The sequence below is a fragment of the Gemmatimonadota bacterium genome, assembly GCA_041390125.1.
Taxonomy (GTDB): domain Bacteria; phylum Gemmatimonadota; class Gemmatimonadetes; order Longimicrobiales; family Gaopeijiaceae; genus JAGQIF01.
In genome coordinates this window covers 181239-199677 of record JAWKQN010000003.1, presented here as the reverse complement: position 1 = coordinate 199677, position 18439 = coordinate 181239, and the positions used below count along the sequence as shown (strand labels likewise).

Genomic DNA, 18439 nt, shown 5'->3' with positions numbered 1-18439 from the left:
CACGCTACGGCGATCCCCGGCGCTCGACCGGAACGTCCAGGATGGCCCGCGCGGCCAGATCGTGGACGGCGCGCCGGAAGGGGACGTGCGTCTGGTTCTCGCGCGTGGGGTTCACGCGATTCGTGAGCAGCACGACGAAGAGGTCGCGCTCCGGATCCATCCAGATGGACGTGCCCGTGAACCCGGTGTGCCCGAAGGAGCGCCGCGAGAAGTACTGGCCGGCGGACGACGAGCCCCCGCTCGGGGTGTCCCATCCGAGCGCACGGCTGGAGCCGCCCTCGGACCGCAGGGTGAAGAGCCGGATGGTGGACGCGTTCAGCAGCGTCGACGACCGCAGGCGGGGCCCGTTGCAGGGCACACCCGATCCGGGCTCGGGGCGGCAGGCGGGCACGGTGCCGTTGGCGAGCATCATGGCCGCGAAGATGGAGAGATCGCGGGCGGAGGAGAACAGCCCGGCGTGTCCGGCCACCCCGCCCATCGCCCAGGCGTTCTCGTCGTGCACCTCGCCCCGGACCTTGCGCATGCGCACGATGCGGTCGATCTCGGTGGGCGCGATCCGCTCCAGCAGCTCGGGGCCGGGGCGGAACCCCGTGTCCAGCATCCCCAGGGGTCGGAACACTCGCTCCTCGAGGAACGTGTCCAGGGTCACGCCGCTCACGTGCTCCACGATGAAGCCCACGGTCATCAACCCGATGTCCGAGTAGACCGTCTCCTCGCGCGGCGCCCGCTCCAGCGCCAGCCCGTCGATCACGCGCCGGTACGCGTCCAGGCCCCGCTCCTCCAGGTACCACTGCCGGAAGGGGGGCAGCCCGGCGCGATGCAACAGCAGGTCGCGCACGGTCACATCGCGCTTGCGCGGGTCGCCGTCGGCCCAGGACGGCAGATAGCGGATCACCGGCGCGTCGAGGTCCAGCCTGCCCTCTTCCACCAGCAGCATGGCGGCCGTCGTGGTGCCGATCACCTTGGTCAACGAGGCCAGATCCCAGAGCGTAGCCGCATCGGCGGGCGCCGAGAGCGGCTCCGTGTCCAGGCGACCGTAGCCCCGCAGCCGCACCAGTCGACCGCGCCGGCCCACGGCCAGCGCGACGCCGGGAGCCACGCCGTCGGCCACGGCCCGCAGCACCAGCGAATCGAGCTCGGCCAGCACCGCCTCCGACATGTCCACCGAGTCCGCCGCGATCTCGAGCGGCGAGACGCGCACGCCGGAGTCCTGACGGCCCCGCGCCGCAGCCGTGAGCGGGCGGGCCTCGGGGGCGCGCCCGGGCAGGACGCCCGCCTCGGCGAGCGGATCCCGGCTGTCGACCACGGGCCGCACCCCCGTCCCGGCGCGGTCCAGCCCCATGCCCAGGTGGGCGACCGGGGGAAGGGCGATGGGCAGGCGCCCGGTGATCGGCACCGCACCCACGAGCGCGCGCGCGGCGGCCTGCTGCGGGATCTCGCGCGGGCCCCACCCGATGAGATACGCATCCGCGTGGGGGAAGGCGGAGCGCAGGTAGGGATTGCCCAGCGAGACGACCGCGACGGGCGTGCGGCCCCGCAGGTCGGCCACGAGCGCGCTCAAGCCCGGGGGCGCCGCGACCGAGCCCACGGCCGCCGCGGGCGGCGTGTAGGCGCTCACCACCACGACGTCCATCGAGTCCGACAGCGCGGAGAGCTCCGCGTAGCGTGGCGCCGGGGTCTGCTCGTCCACGCGTACGCTGCGCACATCCAGCCCGTAGCGGCGCAGCTCGGCATCGAACGCGAGCCCGGCCACCGGATCGGCGGCGCGCGCCTGCGTGATGGACAGCACGCGGCGCCGGCGGACCGGATCCAGCGGCAGGAGCCCGAAGGGATCCTCCACCAGCGTGAGCGCTCGCTCGGCGTCGCGCTCGGCCTCGTGCACGTGCGCCGCCGCGCCCACGACCTCGTCCACGGCCTCGAGATCGACGAAGCGCCGCTCGTGCAGGCCCACCCGCGCCTTGAGCGCCAGGATCCGCCGCACGGACGCCTGCACCCGCGCACGGGGCAGACGTCCCGACTCGACGGCGTCCACCACGGCCGCGACGGCCTCCCCGGCGTCCACGGGCGCCAGGATGACGTCGGAGCCCGCCTCCAGCGCCATCACCGCGGCCTCGCCCGCACCGTAGGCGTCGGTGATCGCCGCCATCCGCAGCGCGTCCGTGAAGAGCACACCGTCGAAGCCCATCTCGTCGCGCAGCAGGCGCGTCATGAAGTACGGCGACAGGGTCGCGGGCGGCGCATCCTCCCCCAGGATGGCCGGCGCGGCCACGTGCGCCGTCATCACGGCGTCCACGCCCGCGTCGATGGCGGCCTGGAAGGGCACCAGCTCGAAGCGATCCAGGCGCGCCTGGTCGGCGGTCACGACGGGTAGGGCCAGGTGTGAATCGGTCTCGGTGTCCCCGTGGCCGGGGAAGTGCTTCGCGGTCGTGAGCGCGCCCCCGGCGCGCGCCCCTTCGATGAAGGCCACGCCCAGCCGGGCCACGTCCAGCGGGCGTTCCCCGAAGGAGCGCGTGTTGATGATGGGGTTGTCCGGATTGGAGTTCACGTCCAGGACGGGCGCGAAGATCATGTGCACGCCGACCGCGCGCGCCTCCACCGCCGTGATGCGACCATACTCGTAGGCCGCGTCCTCGTCGCCGATGGCACCGAACGCCATGGTGGGCGGGAAGCTGGTCCCACCGCCCTGGGGCAGCAGCGTGGGCACGGCGTAGACATGGTTGATGCGCATGCCCGGGCCGCCGTTCTCGAAGTCGGACGTGACCAGGAGCGGCACGCGCGCCCGCCGCTGCAGCTCGTTCAGCTTGGCCGCGTACGAATGCGGCAATCCGATCGAGATGGAGACGCCGCCCAGTCCCAATCCTTCGACCTGGTCGGCGATCTCCAGGAACTCCGGGCTGGACGTGGAGGCGTAGGCGCCCGGGATCCAGGGGATCACGAGCTGCCCGGCCTCCTCGCGCAGCGAAAGGCTGGCAGCGGTCTGTTCGATCCAGCGTTCCGCGGCGAAGTCCAGCGCGTCCACGAGCGGCGGAGCCGCATCCGCCGCGCGGCGATAGGCCGGCGCCGCGGGAGCGCTTCCCCCCACCGGGGCCGGCCCGCCTCCGGAGCATCCGGACAGGAGCACGAAGAGGGCGAGGCGGGGGACGGGAGAACGCTTCACCGATCTCCTCCGGAGCCGCGCACGGTCAGACCGTGTCCGATGGGATAGTCGGGCGGCACGCTGGTCGGAAGCCGACCCGTGAACTCGCGCCGCCCGAAGAGCGCGTTGGCTGCGGCCGTCTGGCTGGCCGCGGCGCCGCTCCAAGCCGCCACGAAGGCGCGCACGTCGGGGAAATCGCGGATCAGGTACGGGCTGCCGAACGAGACCACGACGTGCGGAACTCCGGCGTCGACCAGCCCTTCGAGGATGTCCACCAGCCCCTCCGCCACCCCGATCTGGTTCGAGGACGACACCGCCGCGACGTACGTGGAGATGACGACCAGGTCGTACTGGCGCACCTCGCGCGCCAGCCGGGCGTACACGGACGCGTCGGTGTCGCGGCCCACGCTCTCGGTGCGCAACCGGGGATAGGTGGAGCGCAACGCCCGATCGAAGGCGCGCCCCGCCAGCAGGTCGCTCTCCCGGCGATAGGTGAGCGAGAAGACCCGGGCCTGCCGGGTCCCGCGCAGCGGGAGCACCCGGTCGTTCTTGATCAGCGTGAGCGAGCGGGCGGCGATCTCGTCGGCCAGCGCGCGGTGCTCGGGGATCCCCACCGTGTAGAGCACGCTGGCGATGTCGGCCGTGCGCCGCACGTCCAATCCCAGCGCCTCCTTGGCCTGCAGGATGCGCGTGACGGCCTCGTCCAGCCGGGCCACCGGGAGGCGACCGCCTTCGACCGCCGCCACGATGGCGTTGACGGCCGATTCCGGGCTCGGCGGCATCAGGATGATGTCGGCACCGGCCAGCAGCGCCCGCACCACCGCTTCGCCACGCCCGAAGGCCCGGTCGACCGCACCCATGTTCATCGCGTCCGTGACCACCAGGCCCTGGAAGCCCAGGTCCCGCCGGAGCAGACCCCCGATGACCCGCGGCGACAGCGTCGCCGGCATCCTCTGCTCCCCGGTCACCTCGGGCAGCGAGATGTGCGCGGTCATGATGGCCCCGATGCCCTCGTCGATCACGCGGCGGAACGGCACCAGCTCCACCGAGTCCAGCCGCTGCCGCGTGGCGCGGATGACCGGCAGGGAGAGGTGCGAGTCCGTGTCGGTGTCCCCGTGCCCCGGGAAGTGCTTGGCGGTGGCGATGGCCCCGCTCTCCTGCAGTCCCCGTGTGAACAGCGACCCCATCACGGCGACCTGCTGGGGGTCCTCCCCGAACGAGCGGGTGTTGATGATGGGGTTGTCGGGGTTGTTGTTGACGTCCAGGACGGGCGCGAACGGCATGTGGATCCCGAGCGCGAGCGCCTCGCGCCCGGTGGCCAGGCCGGCCTGGTAGGCATACTGCGGATCTCCCGTGGCCCCGATGGCCATGAGGGACGGGAAGGTCGTGGCTCCCCCCAGCTCGTAGGCGCCGGGGACCCGGACGATGCCGTCGAAGCGGAAGCCGGGCCCCTCCTCCAGATCCGCCCCCACCAGGAGCGGGAGCCGGGACAGACCCTGCAGGTAGTTGAGCTTGACCGCGACCTCGGTGGGGGAGCCCACCGTGACGATGATGCCGCCCACCTCGGCGCCTTCGATGGCGTCGAGCACCCGGGTGTGGCTGTCGGAGCCGGCCGGGGCGAACGACCCGTCCACGAGCGGCATCAGCACCTGGCCCGCCTTCTGCCGCAGCGTCATGCCGGCCAGCGTGGCCCGGGCCCACGGATAGGCTTCGTCGGTGCCGGAGGGATCGCTCGCGGAGGCCTCGGTCTGGGCCGCGAGCGAGGCCGCCAGCGACAGTCCGAGCAGCGCGGCCAGGAGGCCGGTGCGCGCGAGCGCGATCGAACCGCGGAGGGGGGCGGGCGCGGAGGCGTGCGTCATCGTCGTCCTGCTGGGACTCCTGTTGCGGTTCCGGCTGGGGTGCGGGTGCGCACGCATTGACGCGGGACCGGCCGGCCGGCAACGTGCTCCGTCACGCGGCCCCAGGGCCCGTAAATCGCCCGCAAGCTAATGAACGTACTCCGGATGCCACAATCGTACCACGCACGGTGCCTGTGGGTCGTGCTCGCGGCCGCCGGCTGCGGCGCCCAGGGCGATCGCACCGCGTCCGCCGCCGACGGCGTCGCCACCCCGGCCGCCGTCGTGCAGCCCGGCATCGAGACCCTGCTGGCCGACTCGATCCACCTGGTGGCGGGCCGGCGCGTGGCCCTGCTCACCAATCACACGGGCGTGGACCGCGAAGGACGTTCGTCCATCGATCGTCTGCACGAGCACCCGCAGGTGGAACTGGTGGCGCTGTTCTCGCCCGAGCACGGCATCCGCGGCGCCGCCGAGGCCGGGGAGTTGGTGGAGAGCGGGCGGGACGAGGCCACCGGCCTGCCCATCCATTCGCTGTATGGCTCCACCCGCCAACCCACACCCGCCATGCTCGAGGGCATCGACGTCCTCCTGTACGACATCCAGGACGTAGGCACGCGGTACTACACCTATATCTCCACGATGGCCCTGGCGATGGAGGCGGCCGGAGCGGCCGGCATCCCGTTCGTGGTCCTGGATCGCCCCGACCCGATCGACGGCGCGACGGTCCAGGGCAACGTGCTCGACCCGGCCTGGAGCACCTTCGTGGGCCGCTACCCCATCCCGATGCGCTACGGCATGACCCCGGCCGAGATGGCCCGCATGATGGTGGGGGAGTTCGGCGTGCAGGTGGATCTGGCGGTCGCCCCGCTCAGCGGCTGGAGCCGGGGGCTGCGGTTCGACCAGACGGGTCTGCCCTGGATCCCGCCGTCGCCGAACATGCCCTCGCTCGAGAGCGCCCTGCACTACGCCGGGACCTGTCTGTTCGAAGGCACGAACGTGTCCGTGGGCCGGGGCACCGGCCAGGCGTTCCAGCAGATCGGGGCTCCCTGGCTGGACGGGGCCGAGCTCATCCGCCGCATGCGGGAGTACGACCTCCAGGGCGTGGGCTTCGAGCCGGTCTCGTTCACGCCCCGCCAGCCGGGGGACGGGATGTACGGCGACGAGACCGTGCACGGCGTGCGCCTCACGGTGACCGGACCGGGCTACGACCCCGTGCAGACCGCGGTGGCGTTGCTGATCGAGAGCCGGCGCATGGCCGGAGATCGCTGGGACTGGCGCGAGGGCCACTTCGACCGGCTGGCCGGGACCGACGCGCTGCGCAGGGGCATCGAGCAGGAGCAGGGGCTCGCCGCGGTCACCGCCACGTGGGCCGCGGAACGCGCGGCCTTCGAGACGCTCCGGCAGCGCTATCTGATCTACCCCTGATCCGGGCCCCGGGCGGGCTCCACCACGCGCACCGCCCGTATGCGGGGGCCGTGCACGTCGGTGACCTCGACCACGCGCGGTCCTACCCGCACCCGGTCTCCGAGCCGCGGCACCCGGCCCAGGGCGCCGAAGAGGTAGCCGCCCAGCGTCTGGTAGGTGGCGGACAGGGTGTCGTCGGGTACCCACGGGAGGGTCTCCAGCGGTGTCGTACCGTCGAGGTCCGCCGACGGCCCCTCCTCGCGCTCCAGGTCGGGATCGTACTCGTCCGCGATCGGGCCCACGATCTCCTCCAGCAGGTCCTCCATCGTGACCAGGCCCGCCGTCCCGCCGAACTCGTCCAGGACGATCGCCATGTGGCTGGGGCCGGCGCGCATGTCCGCGAGCACGTCGCGGATGCGCCGGGTCTCCGGGACGAACAGCGGCGCATCCATCAGCGCGGTCACGGGACGGGCCGGGTCTTCCCGCAGGGCGGCCAGGATGGCCTTGGCGTGCAGCACGCCCACGATGTCGTCCGGGCCGTCCCCCTGCACCGGGTAGCGGGAGCGTCCCACCTCGCCGACGCGAGCCGCGGCCTCGCCCACGGTCCAGGAGGACGGGACCACGATCATGCGGGCGCGCGGCGTCATGACGTCGGACGCCAGCCCGGCGCCGAAGTCGAACACGCCCTCCATCAGGCGCGCCTGCTCCTCCGCGATGGCCCCGCCCTGCTCCCCCTGCTCGATCAGCATGCGGATCTCCTCCGCCGAGTGCAGGCGCTCGTGGGCCTCCGGGGGTCGGATGCCGAGCAGGCGCAGCAACCCGTTCGCAGACCCGTTGAGGATCTTGATGGGAAGCGCCATGACCCACGTGAAGGCCATCAACGGTCCGATCAACCAGGCGGAGAGCGACTCGGGGTGCAGGAGCGCGACCGCCTTGGGCATGAGCTCACCGAGCACGATGTGCAGGATCGTGATGATCGCGAACGCGATGCCCACCGCCACGGAGTGGCTGGCCAGGCTGCCGAGCGACTCGCCCAGCACGGCAAAGCTGCTCTCGATCAGGCCCGCGAGCGCCGGCTCGCCGATCCAGCCCAGGCCCAGCGACGCCAGCGTGATGCCGAGCTGCGTCGCGGAGATGTAGCGGTCGAGCGACTCCAGCGCGCGCACCGCCAGTCGCGCCTTGGCGTCGCCCGCGGCCGCGCGCGCTTCCAGGCGCGTACGGCGGGCACCGACGAGGGCGAACTCCGCGGCCACGAAGTAGGCGTTGGCCAGGACCAGCACGAGCACCGCCGCCAGCCCCAGACCGATCGCGAGGGGTCCGTGGGGTTCCATCCCGTATGCTAGCGGGTCGCCGCGGAACGTGCGCACCGAGCGCGTTCCGCGCCCACACGACGCGCGTGACCGCTCGGTCCCTCATCCCCCCAGGTCGAACCGCTCCCCGGGCAGCGGCCGGGTCCAGGTGGACCCGGGCGGCAACACCGCCTCCAGACGTCGGATGAACGCGCCGAGGTCGGTGAGGGGCACGGAGCGCGGTTCCGGGGTCGGAGGATCGAAGAAATCCTCCCAGTGCCCCAGGAAGACGTGCTCGGGGCGCGTGTTCTCGACGATCGCCTCCGGATAGCGCTCCACGTGGTCGAAGCTGGGAGGGCACACGATGATCGCGTCCACCGGAGCCCGATCCTCCGGAGGGAGGGGCGGCACCAGCCCCCACGGCTCGGTGCTGGCCAGATCCTGGTAGTGGATGCGGTGCGCCACGCGGCCCTCTGCGTCCAGGAAGTCGAGGAGGAACGCATAGGCCACACCCCCCTTCCACCCGTCGGCCCGGGGGGGCAACGTCGTCAGGGCCGTATCGACGGTGCCCTCGAAGAGCTCCACCATGGGGAAGTGTGGAGCGTGACGCGTCTCGATGGCCATCATGCGCATCCGGCCGTTCGCGAGGGGGATCCACCGGCCGGGACGCTCGGGCGTGCCCGCCACGGGGTTCAGCGCGCTCACGCGGGCCGTGTCCAGCACGGCCGCCAGGAGGTTCCGTGTGGTGGCGCTCCCGTACACCGTGGCCCTGGGGGCGCGCTGCCGCGCGATGTACGGGACGTCCATCAGGTGGTCGTAGTGGGCGTGTCCCACCAGGATGGCCTCGACGTCCTCCACGGGCGGCAGAAGGCGCTCGACCAGGGCCGTGTCGGAGGTGATCTGCCCGAAGGCCACGCGTGTGGAGGACGGATTCGTGTAGAACGGAGCGGTCAGGATGCGGCTGCCCCGCCACTCGATGAGCCAGCCGCCCACCCCCAGATAGGTGAGCGACAGCTCGCCGCTCCCCCCCGCACAACAGGGCACGACCCCGCGCGGCGGGTCCGGATCGCCGAGCACGGCACACCCGGCCGCCAGGAGCGTGGTCCCGAGGAGCAGGGTCGCGCTGGAACGCGCGACTCCGGCTCCGCGGCGGCGCTTCATCGGGCGCCGGTCGCGCTCGGTGTCAGGGCCCCCACTGCCGCGCAGAAGGCCTCGTGCAGCCGACGCGCCACCGGCCCCACCGCGCCGGTCCCCACCGGCCGTCCATCCACCTCCACCAGCGGCCTCACCTCGGTGGTGGTGCCGGTGGTGAACACCTCGTCCGCGCGGAAGAGCTCCTCCAGGCGGAGCGGCCGCTCCTGCAGCGGGATCCCCACCTCGTGGGCGAGCTCGATCACCAGGTCGCGCGTGATCCCGGGCAGGATGTAGTTGGACTTCGGGTAGGTCACGACCGTCCCGTCCACCACGGCGAAGAGGTTGTTGTGCGCGCCTTCGATGGCCACGCCGTCCTTGACGAAGATCGCGTCCTCGACGCCGGCTTCGACGGCGGCCTGCTGCGCAAGCACGTTGGGGAGCAGCGCGATCGACTTGATGTCGCAGCGGGCCCAGCGTGGGTCCGGCACCGTGATGGCGCGGAAGCCCCGCGCCCAGCGCGTGGCTTCGGGGCGGCGGTACTCCTTGGCGAAGGCGTAGACGGTCGGGGGCACCGCGGGGTCGGGAAACGCGTGGCTGCGGGGCGCCACGCCGCGCGTGACCTGCACGTAGACGATCGCAGCGGGTGCCGTGGAGAGGCCGTTGCGCTCGAGCAGCTCGTCGTGCACCGGGACGAGCGCGTCCGGGTCGAAGTCGATGGACAAGGCCTGCAGGCCGGCGCGCATGCGGGCCACGTGCGCGTCCAGGCGGAGCCAGCGCCCCTCGTAGGCGGCCGCGACCTCATAGATGCCGTCCGCGAACAGGAACCCGCGGTCGCCGACCGGGATGGTCGCCTCGGACGCGGGCACGTACTCCCCATTCAGATAGACCACGCTCACGCGACTCCCTCCCCCCGCAGGAACGGAAAGCGGGTGGAGCCGGACGGCCCCACCCACTCCACGCTCGTCGATTCACGCACGCGCCGCCACCCCCGTTCGGATCGGGGCCGTGGCACGCCCGGGCCGCCCTGGCGGGCGTACCGGATCAGTTGAGGCCCTTGCGCTCCAGCCGCTCGAACTCCTCCAGCAGCTCGGCGTCGCGGACCACATGATTCGCGTCCGCGGACACCGGCGCGTTCTCGTCGTCCTCCTCGTCGGAGGCGGCGGCTTCGTCCGCGTCACCCTCGCCCGCGGAGAGCTGCCGGGGCGGCTCGCCCGAGCCGCTGCCGAGCAGGCCCATCTGCTGCTTGAGCGCCAACAGGCGGCCTTCCACGTCCGCACCGCCGCTGCCCGCCTCCAGGCGCACGAACTCGTCCTCGAGCGTGTCGCCCTGGAGGGCTTCGGTCACCTCGGCCGAGGCCAGGCTCTGACGCTCCTGCTCCTCGATCTTCTCGGCCATGCGATTGAAGGCCTCGAAGGCGGAGGTGTCCGACAGGCCCGCCATGGTCTCGTGGATGCGCTTCTGGGCCTGGGCGCGCTTCTGCTTGGCGATGAGGAGGTTCCGCTTGCGCTTGGCCTCTTCGATCTTGTCGTTGAGCTGCCGCAACGAGTTCTTGAGCTTCTCGGTCTCGGCGGACTGGGCGGCCCAGGTCTGCTCCAGCGTGGCGGCGCGGCCCGCATGCTCCTGCTGCCGCATCAGGGCCTGCTTGGCCAGGTCGTCCCGGTTCTCCTTGACCGCGAGCATGGCGCGGTGCTCCCACTCGCGCGCCTGCTTCACCTCGTCGTCGAGCTGCTGGCGCAGCTTGCGCTCGTCGGCGATGGCGGCCGCGACCTCACGCTTTGCTTTCGCCAGCTGATCCCTCATGTCGAGGATGATCTGGTTCAGCATCTTCTCCGGGTTTTCGGCCCGGGCGATGAGGTCGTTGATGTTCGATTTGAAGACGGTCGAGATCTTCTGCAGGATTCCCATAGATCCTCAGCCTTCCACGCCCGCGGACGCGAAGGAACGAATGCGGTCCAGATGTCCGGAGGCGGCCAGCTGCAGGCTCTCCAGCGAAGCCTGGAGCTCGTGGTAGTCGAGCGTCTCGAGCTCCAGCGTGTGCGACAGGATGAGTTCGTTCTCCTCGATCCCGTAGGCCCCGTGCACGATGTCGGTGGCGTTCAGCTCCAGCAGCATGCGATACAGGTCCGACAGGCCGTTCTTCTCCGGCAGCGTCATGACCTTGAGGCGCGCCACCAGGAGCGGGGGGGAGTGGTGGAGGACCACCGTGGGGCCACCTTCGCGGCTCCGTACCACGAACATGCCCTCGGCGACTTCCGTGTAATCCACGTCCATGCGGATCAGGAAGCTCTCGAGATCGTCTCGGCTCACCATGGTTCCGTCTCGGGCAAGGCTCGGGCTCCGGCGGCGCGCGGCCACCGGTCGCGGCGGGGCCGCGCCGCCGAGCACTGGGTTTCGTTGCTACGGCCCCGGGGGCCGTCCTGTTCACCGGGGCGCGACCGCCCCGGGGGCCGACCGCACCGCGCACCTCCGTACGGAAGGCCGGAAGCGTCGGTTTCGCACGGGTTTGGCTCCGGAAGGTAATTCCGCCCGTCGTGCCACGCGAGGCGGCGGCGGGGCGGTCGGCGACGCGCCCGGCCGCGGGGCCCTCAGACCGCGCCGGCCCCCTCCAGCAGCGGAACCAGGAACTGCCCGGTGTGGGAGCGGGAGCGGCCGGCCACCGTCTCGGGCGTGCCCTCGGCCACGAGACGGCCCCCTCCGGCACCGCCCTCCGGACCCAGGTCCAGGATCCAGTCGGCCGTCTTGATGACGTCCAGGTTGTGCTCGATGACCACGACCGTGTTGCCGAGGTCCACCAGGCGATGCAGGACCTCCAGCAGGACGCGCACGTCCTCGAAGTGCAAGCCGGTCGTGGGCTCGTCCAGGATGTAGACGGTGCTCCCGGTGGCGCGCTTGCTCAGCTCGGTCGCCAGCTTGACCCGCTGGGCCTCCCCGCCCGACAGCGTCGTGGCCGATTGACCCAGGTGGACGTAGCCCAATCCCACGTCGGCGAGCGTGGAGAGCTTCTCGCGGATCCGCGGCACCGCATCGAAGAACTCCACTGCCTCTTCGACGGTCATGTCGAGGACGTCGGCGATGTTCTTGCCCTTGTAGAAGACGTCCAGCGTCTCGCGGTTGTAGCGCCGCCCGCGGCACACGTCGCACGGGACGTACACGTCGGGCAGGAAGTGCATCTCGATCTTGACCAGGCCGTCGCCGGCGCAGGCCTCGCAGCGCCCCCCCTTCACGTTGAAGGAGAAGCGGCCGGCGGAATAGCCGCGCATCTGGGATTCGGGCAGGCTGGCGAACAGATCCCGGATGGGCGTGAACAGCCCCGTGTACGTGGCCGGGTTGGAGCGCGGCGTACGTCCGATCGGGGACTGGTCCACCTCGATGACCTTGTCCACGCGCTCGAGCCCTTCGATGCCGTCGTGCGCGCCGGGCAGGGCCTTGGAGCGGTAGAGTCGCCGGGCCAGGGCCCGATACAGGGTCTCGTTGACCAGCGTGGACTTCCCCGAGCCGCTGACCCCGGTCACCGCCACGAAGCACCCCAGCGGGATGCGGACGTCGAGGTCCTTCAGGTTGTGCTCGCGGGCGTTGCGCACGACGAGCCACCCCTGCTCGCCGGCGTCGCGCCGCTGCTCCGGCACCGGGATGGCGCGCCGGCCGGAGAGGTAGGCGCCGGTCAGCGAAGCGTCGCTCGCCATCACGTCCTGCAGGGTCCCCTCCACCACCACGCGCCCGCCGGCCCGGCCCGCTCCCGGTCCCAGGTCCACGATGTGGTCGGCGGCCCGGATGGTATCCTCGTCGTGCTCGACCACGATCACGGTGTTGCCGAGCTCGCGCAGGCGCTCCAGCGTGCCGAGCAGGCGCGCGTTGTCGCGCTGGTGCAGACCGATGGACGGCTCGTCCAGGATGTACAGCACGCCGACAAGGCGGCTCCCGATCTGGGTGGCGAGGCGGATGCGCTGCCCTTCCCCGCCGGACAGCGACTCCGCCGAGCGCGAGAGCGTCAGGTAGCCCAGCCCCACGTCGGTGAGGAAGCCCAGGCGCTCGCGTACCTCCTTGAGGATGGGGCCCGCGATCTCCTGCGGCAGCGGACGCATGTCCACGGCCTTGCGTGAGGCCCGCTCGCCCTGGACACGCAAGCGCGTGGCGAAGTCGAGCACCTCGTCGATGGGGGCGTCCACCACGTCCCAGATGGAGCGACCGCCGATGCGCACGGCGAGCGACTCGGGCCGCAGCCGGCTGCCGCCGCACGCCGTGCACGGCAGGGTGGACATGTACTCCTCGAGCTGCGCCCGGACCTGATCCGACTTGGTCTCGGCGTACCGACGCTCGACGCTGGCGACGACGCCCTCCCAGCGATCCTCGTAGTGCCCCTTGTTGCTGCCCGCACGGTAGGGGAAGCGGATCTTCATCTTGCCCGAACCCTGCAGGATCGCCTTCTGCGCTTCGCGCGAGAGGCTGGACCAGGGATCGTTGGCGTCGAACTCGTAGGCCGCGGCGAGCCCGGGGATCAGCGAATGGCGCAGGTTGCCGGTGGGCTCTCCCCAGGGCAGGACGACGCCTTCCAGCAGGGACACGGAGGGGTCCGCGAGCAGCAGCTCGGGGTTGACCTCCTTGCGTGTGCCCAATCCGCCGCAGTCGGGACAGGCGCCGAACGGCGAGTTGAAGGAGAACTGGCGGGGCTCCAGCTCGGGCAGGTCCGTCCCGCATTCCACACAGGCATAGTGCTCGGAGAACAGGTGGCGCACCGGGGTCTTGCCCTTGTGCTCCGTCACCTCCACGACGCCCTCGGCGGCCTTGAGCGCCGTTTCGACGGAATCGGCGAGGCGGTCCCGCTCCTCCTGCTTCAGGACCAGCCGATCCACGACGATGGCGATCTCGTGGTTCTCGTAGCGGTTGAGCGTGGGTGGATCCGTCAGATCATGGACGGTCCCGTCCACCCGCGCCCGCACGAACCCCTCCTTGCGCGCCTTCTCGAAGAGATCGCGGAACGCGCCCTTCCGACCGCGCACCAGCGGAGCGAGGATCTCGATCTTGGTGCCGTCGCCCAGCTCCAGCAGGCGCCCGACGATCTGCGTCGCGGACTGACGCTCCACCGGCGCGCCACACGTCGGACAGTGCGGCGTGCCCACCCGGGCGAAGAGCAGGCGCAGGTAGTCGTAGATCTCCGTGACGGTCCCGACCGTCGAGCGCGGGTTGCGGCTGACCGTCTTCTGCTCGATGGAGATGGCCGGCGACAGCCCTTCGATCGTGTCGACGTCGGGCTTCTCCATGAGCCCGAGGAACTGACGGGCGTAGGCGGAGAGGGACTCGACGTACCGCCGCTGGCCTTCGGCGTAGATGGTGTCGAAGGCCAACGACGACTTCCCCGAGCCCGACAGGCCGGTGATGACGACCAGTCGGTTCCGGGGAAGGCAGACGTCGATGTCCTGGAGGTTGTGCTCGCGAGCACCCCGGACCACGAGGTGCTCGCGAGGATCGATCGAAACCGGCAGCGTCGGGCCCTCCTACCGCAGCGCCCGCAGCGCGGCGATGCGCTCGGCGGTGGGCGGGTGCGTGCTGAACAGCTTCATGAAGCCGCCTCCGCGCACGCCCGCGAGAGGGTTCACGATGGCGAGCTGCGCCGCCGCGGGGTTGACGTCCATGGGGATGCGCCGGGACGCCATGTCGAGCCGCTCCAGGGCCTGCATGAGGCCGTCCGGGCGCCCGACGATCTCGGCCGCCGTACGGTCGGCCTGGAATTCGTTCTGGCGGCTGATGGCCATCTGGATGATGAACGCCGCGATGGGCGCGATGATCATCATGGCGATGCCCACGACGGGGTTGCGGTCGTCCCCGCGCGACAGGAGGAAGCCCCAGCGCGCCAGGGACGCGATGGCCCCGGACATCGTGGCCGCCACCGTCCCGGTCAGCATGTGCCGGTGCTTGATGTGCGCCAGCTCGTGCGCCAGCACCCCCTCGATCTCGGGCTCGCTCATCAGCTCCAGCAGGCCGGTGGTGCAGCAGACCACGGCGTGCTCCGGATTGCGGCCGGTGGCGAACGCATTGGGCTGCTGTTGCGGCGCGATGGCCAGCGTCGGCATGGGCAGGCTGGCGCGCTGCCGCAGACGGTCCACCATCGCGTACAGCTCGGGTGCGTCCTCGGGGCCCACCGTACGGGCCCGGTACATCCGGAGCACCATGCGGTCGCTGAACCAGTACATGCCGAAGTTCATGACCGCGGCGAAGAGGAAGAACGTCAGCGCCCCACCCCGACCGCCGAACACGCCCCCGACGACGACGAACATCGCCGTCATGACCGCCATCAGGCCGAAGACCTTGGTTCTCTGCATCGTGGGTCCCTCGAGTCGCGAAGCCCCCCGGCTCGATCCGGGGCGCTGCGTACTACCCGGACCCGGTTCCCGGGTGCCCGGTGCGCCGACGCACCCAGGCGACCGCCGCGGGCCAGGACGTCGCCACCTGGTCGGCCTCGGTGGCCCCCGGCGCGGGGCCGGACGGAGCCAGGAGCACGGTGGCCAGGCCGGCGGCCCGCCCGGCCTGCACATCCGTTTCCTTGTCGCCGATCATGACCGAACGGCCGGGCTCCAGCACGAGCGCCGCCAGGGCTTCCAGGAGCATGCCGGGGCCGGGCTTGCGGCGGCCGGTGGCCCGGTCCGGCGCGTCCGTGCAATAGTGGACCGCGTCGAGCGTGATGCCCTCGTCCGCCAGCAGGGCCCGGAAGCGGTCGTCGACGGCCTCCATCTCCTGCGGGGTGATCCAACCCCGCCCCACGCCCGACTGGTTGGAGACCACGACGAGGCGCGCGCCGAGGGCCCGGAACGCCCGCAAGGCGTCCACGGCGCCGGGCAGCAGGCGCACGTCCTGCGGCCGGCGCGGATAGCCGGTGTCCTCGATGAGCGTGCCGTCCCGGTCCAGGAAGACGCCCCAGGCCCCGTCGGGACCGCTCATGCGCGCGCCAGCACGTCGCGGAGCTCGGCAGCGGATACGCTGGCCGTCCCCACCTTCTCCACCACGATGCCGGCCGCCCGGTTGGCGAGCCGCGCCGCGTCCGCCAGCGCCACGCCCGCCGCCAGCGCCAGCGCCAGCGTGGCCACGGCGGTATCCCCCGCGCCGGTGACGTCGTACACCTGCCGGGTCGCGGCCGGGAGGTAGGTGGGCGGCCCGTCCTCGAACAGCGCCATGCCCTCCCCGCCGCGCGTGATCAGGAGCGCACGCGCCTGCGTGAGCTCACGCAGGCGCAGCGCCGCCCGTTCGAGCGACGCCCGGTCGGTGATCTCGATGGCGGCCGCACCGGAGGCCTCCTGCTGGTTGGGCGTGATCAGGTCCACACCCTCGTACTTCGCGAAGTCCAGCCCCTTGGGGTCGACGAGCACCGGGATGCCTCGGGCCCGGGCGCGTTCCACGATGCCGCGCACCAACCGCCCCTGCACCACTCCTTTCGCGTAGTCGGAGACCACCACCACCCCCGCGTGCCGGAGCGGCTCGTCGAGGGCCTCCAGCAGCGCACAGCCCTGGGCGTCGGAGATGGGCGCCCGCATCTCCCGGTCGATGCGCACCACCTGCTGGCCGCGGGCCAGCACACGCGACTTGCGCGTCGTGGGGCGCCCGCCGTCCACCAGGAGCCCCCCGGTGTCCAGACCGCTGGCTTGCAGGCCCGCGCGCAGCGCCTCCCCCGCCCCGTCCTCGCCCACCAACCCCACCACCGCGACCCGCGCGCCCAGCGCGCGCGCGTTGACGGCCACGTTGGCGGCCCCACCCGGCGTGCCGCTCACGCGTTCGACCTCCACGACCGGCACGGGCGCCTCCGGCGAGATCCGGCTGGCGTGCCCCCAGATCTGTTCGTCCCACATGACGTCACCCACCACGACCACCGACGACGAGGCCAACCGGTCCACGATGTCGCTCACCACGTCGCCTCCCAGGCTTCATCCACCTGCCCGCACAGGTGGTGGCCGATCAGGATGTGCACCTCCTGGATGCGCGCGGTGCGGTCGGACGGTACCACCAGCGCGACATCCACCCGTTCCGCGAGCACCCCTCCGTCGCGCCCCAGCAGGCCCACCGTGCGCACGCCGCGGCGGCGCGCCTCCTCCACGGCCCGCACGACGTTGTCGGAGCGGCCGCTGGTGCTGAGGGCCACCAGCGTATCGCCCGGCCGCCCGAGCGCCCGCACCTGGCGGGCGAACACGTCCGCGAATCCGTAGTCGTTCCCGACGGCGGTGAGCGCGGACGTGTCCGTGGTGAGCGCCAGCCCGGGCAGCGGTGCCCGCTCGCGCTCGAAGCGACCCGTCAGCTCGGCGGCGAGGTGCTGCGCGTCGGCGGCGCTCCCCCCGTTCCCGCAGAAGAGGATGCGCCCGCCTGCGCGCAACGTGCGGATCCACAGCTCGGCGGCGCGCGCCACCGCTTCCTGCAGCTCCGTCCGGGTCCGCGCCAACGTGGCCAGGCTCTCGTCCACGGTGGCGTGGAAGGCGTTCCTGCCCGACCGTTCCGCGGAGCCTTCCTGCGCGGCGGGCGTCCCGTTGCGGATGCGCTCCACCAGGTCGGACGTGGACAGGTCGGGGCGCGCGCCGGGCAGGGAGACCACGGAGCCACCGGCGCGCTCGACCGCGTCCCGACCCACGATGCGCTCGACCGGCCAGTCTCCGCCTTTCACCAGCACGTCGGGCTCCAGGGTCTCGATCAGACGCAGCGGCGTATCCTCGTCGAACACCAGGGTCCAGTCGACGGATTCGAGCGCGGCCAGCACCTCGGCGCGCTCCCGCGCGGGCACCAGCGGGCGCGTCGGACCCTTGAGGCGACGCACCGATGCGTCCGAGTTCACCGCCACGAGAAGACGATCTCCCAGGGCACGCGCGCGTGCCAGCGTGTCCACATGACCCGCGTGCAGCAAGTCGAAGCATCCGTTGGTGAACACGAGCCGCTCGCCGCGCCTGCGTAGCTCCTCGCGCAGGGTTCGAGCCTCCTGCTCCGCGATCACGCCAGCCATGCCACCTCCATGCCGCGCGCTCGCAGGCGCGCCCTGAGATCCTCGAGCCCCGCCCACCACAGCAGCGTCCCGCCGACGAGCTCTCCACCCTCCTCTGCCGCGATCCAGCGCGGGGATCCTCCGAGAGCGCTGCCGTGGACACGCACGCCCAACCACTCCACCCCGCCCGCCGCGCCGAACAGCACGCCGAAGCCCAGCACGTAGAGGACCGCGGACCGCCCCCGCAGCACGCCGGAGCGGACGATGTGGAACAGCAGGACGCCGACCCCCAACGCAGCCGCGGCCACCCACAGGGCCGTGCGGGTCAGTCCCAGATCGGCCGCCACGAAGCCGGCAGCGGCGACGGATCGTTCCAGGCCTTCGTGGATCTGCGCGGCCTCGTCCAGGGACAGGAAGCCCAGCGCGAGCGCGAGCAGCACGGCCACCCAGCGCGCCCCCCGTGGGTGCAGTGAGCCCGCGAGAAGCAGCGTGACCGCGGCGAGCAGGAGCTGGGATGCGGCCCACCACGCCGGGATGTTCGCCTCCGCGTCCATGTCGAGGAGCACGCGGGCCTCGACGGGTCCGTCCAGGGCGCCCAACGCCAAGCCCAGGTAGAGCAGCGCCAACGCGACATCGAGCACGAAGGCCGCCATCACGAGGCGCGGCGGGCCCATTCCGGACGCCGCGG

At 72.0% G+C, this 18439-nt stretch carries 14 protein-coding genes and 1 pseudogene; 1 reads left to right on the top strand and 14 read right to left on the bottom strand.

What is annotated here, in order from left to right:
- Nucleotides 1-4: 4 nt before the first annotated feature.
- On the bottom strand, nucleotides 5-3157 hold the full coding sequence (locus tag R3E98_02360; GenBank protein ID MEZ4422229.1) for a glycoside hydrolase family 3 N-terminal domain-containing protein: 3153 nt from the start codon (nucleotides 3155-3157) through the stop codon (nucleotides 5-7).
- On the bottom strand, nucleotides 3154-4995 hold the full coding sequence (locus R3E98_02355) for a glycoside hydrolase family 3 N-terminal domain-containing protein (GenBank protein MEZ4422228.1): 1842 nt from the start codon (nucleotides 4993-4995) through the stop codon (nucleotides 3154-3156). The genes R3E98_02360 and R3E98_02355 overlap by 4 nt, the downstream gene beginning before the upstream one ends.
- A 144-nt stretch (nucleotides 4996-5139) precedes the next feature.
- On the opposite strand from R3E98_02355, the gene R3E98_02350 reads away from it, so the two are divergent.
- Entirely contained in the window at nucleotides 5140-6399 is a 1260-nt protein-coding gene (locus R3E98_02350; GenBank protein MEZ4422227.1) for a DUF1343 domain-containing protein, read from the top strand.
- Here R3E98_02350 and R3E98_02345 read toward each other — a convergent pair.
- From R3E98_02345 to R3E98_02290, 12 genes and pseudogenes are all read right to left on the bottom strand, one after another.
- On the bottom strand, nucleotides 6390-7709 hold the full coding sequence (locus R3E98_02345; GenBank protein ID MEZ4422226.1) for a hemolysin family protein: 1320 nt from the start codon (nucleotides 7707-7709) through the stop codon (nucleotides 6390-6392). The genes R3E98_02350 and R3E98_02345 overlap by 10 nt on opposite strands.
- 81 nt (nucleotides 7710-7790) lie before the next feature.
- Nucleotides 7791-8828, bottom strand: a complete 1038-nt coding sequence (locus R3E98_02340; protein ID MEZ4422225.1) for an MBL fold metallo-hydrolase — start codon at nucleotides 8826-8828, stop codon at nucleotides 7791-7793.
- A complete protein-coding gene (locus R3E98_02335) occupies nucleotides 8825-9697 on the bottom strand; it encodes a D-amino acid aminotransferase (GenBank protein MEZ4422224.1) in 873 nt (290 codons plus the stop codon). The genes R3E98_02340 and R3E98_02335 overlap by 4 nt, the downstream gene beginning before the upstream one ends.
- Nucleotides 9698-9842: 145 nt before the next feature.
- Nucleotides 9843-10706 (bottom strand): PspA/IM30 family protein, encoded by an 864-nt coding sequence (locus tag R3E98_02330; GenBank protein MEZ4422223.1) that lies wholly within the window; start codon nucleotides 10704-10706, stop codon nucleotides 9843-9845.
- 6 nt (nucleotides 10707-10712) lie between these two features.
- The gene (locus R3E98_02325; GenBank protein ID MEZ4422222.1) at nucleotides 10713-11111 is read right to left on the bottom strand and encodes a hypothetical protein; all 399 of its coding nucleotides are present in this window, start codon (nucleotides 11109-11111) and stop codon (nucleotides 10713-10715) included.
- A gap of 275 nt (nucleotides 11112-11386) precedes the next feature.
- Nucleotides 11387-14248, bottom strand: a complete 2862-nt coding sequence (uvrA, locus tag R3E98_02320) for an excinuclease ABC subunit UvrA (protein MEZ4422221.1) — start codon at nucleotides 14246-14248, stop codon at nucleotides 11387-11389.
- A 45-nt stretch (nucleotides 14249-14293) separates the two neighbouring features.
- A complete protein-coding gene (locus R3E98_02315; protein ID MEZ4422220.1) occupies nucleotides 14294-15118 on the bottom strand; it encodes a M48 family metalloprotease in 825 nt (274 codons plus the stop codon).
- Nucleotides 15119-15170: 52 nt separating this feature from the next.
- Complete coding sequence (locus tag R3E98_02310; protein MEZ4422219.1) at nucleotides 15171-15734, bottom strand: HAD family hydrolase; 564 nt, start codon at nucleotides 15732-15734, stop codon at nucleotides 15171-15173.
- Nucleotides 15731-16693: a D-glycero-beta-D-manno-heptose-7-phosphate kinase gene (gene rfaE1, locus R3E98_02305; protein MEZ4422218.1), complete on the bottom strand. Its 963-nt coding sequence runs from the start codon at nucleotides 16691-16693 to the stop codon at nucleotides 15731-15733. The genes R3E98_02310 and rfaE1 overlap by 4 nt, the downstream gene beginning before the upstream one ends.
- Nucleotides 16690-17241: a D-sedoheptulose 7-phosphate isomerase gene (locus tag R3E98_02300; GenBank protein MEZ4422217.1), complete on the bottom strand. Its 552-nt coding sequence runs from the start codon at nucleotides 17239-17241 to the stop codon at nucleotides 16690-16692. Before R3E98_02300 ends, rfaE1 begins: the two co-directional genes overlap by 4 nt.
- A 78-nt stretch (nucleotides 17242-17319) precedes the next feature.
- Nucleotides 17320-17772, bottom strand: a pseudogene (gene rfaE2, locus R3E98_02295) (D-glycero-beta-D-manno-heptose 1-phosphate adenylyltransferase).
- Nucleotides 17760-18425 carry a hypothetical protein gene (locus tag R3E98_02290; protein ID MEZ4422216.1) on the bottom strand — a complete coding sequence of 222 codons (666 nt, stop codon included), beginning with the start codon at nucleotides 18423-18425 and terminating at the stop codon, nucleotides 17760-17762. The pseudogene rfaE2 and the gene R3E98_02290 overlap by 13 nt, the downstream one beginning before the upstream one ends.
- Between the last annotated feature and the right edge of the window lie 14 nt (nucleotides 18426-18439).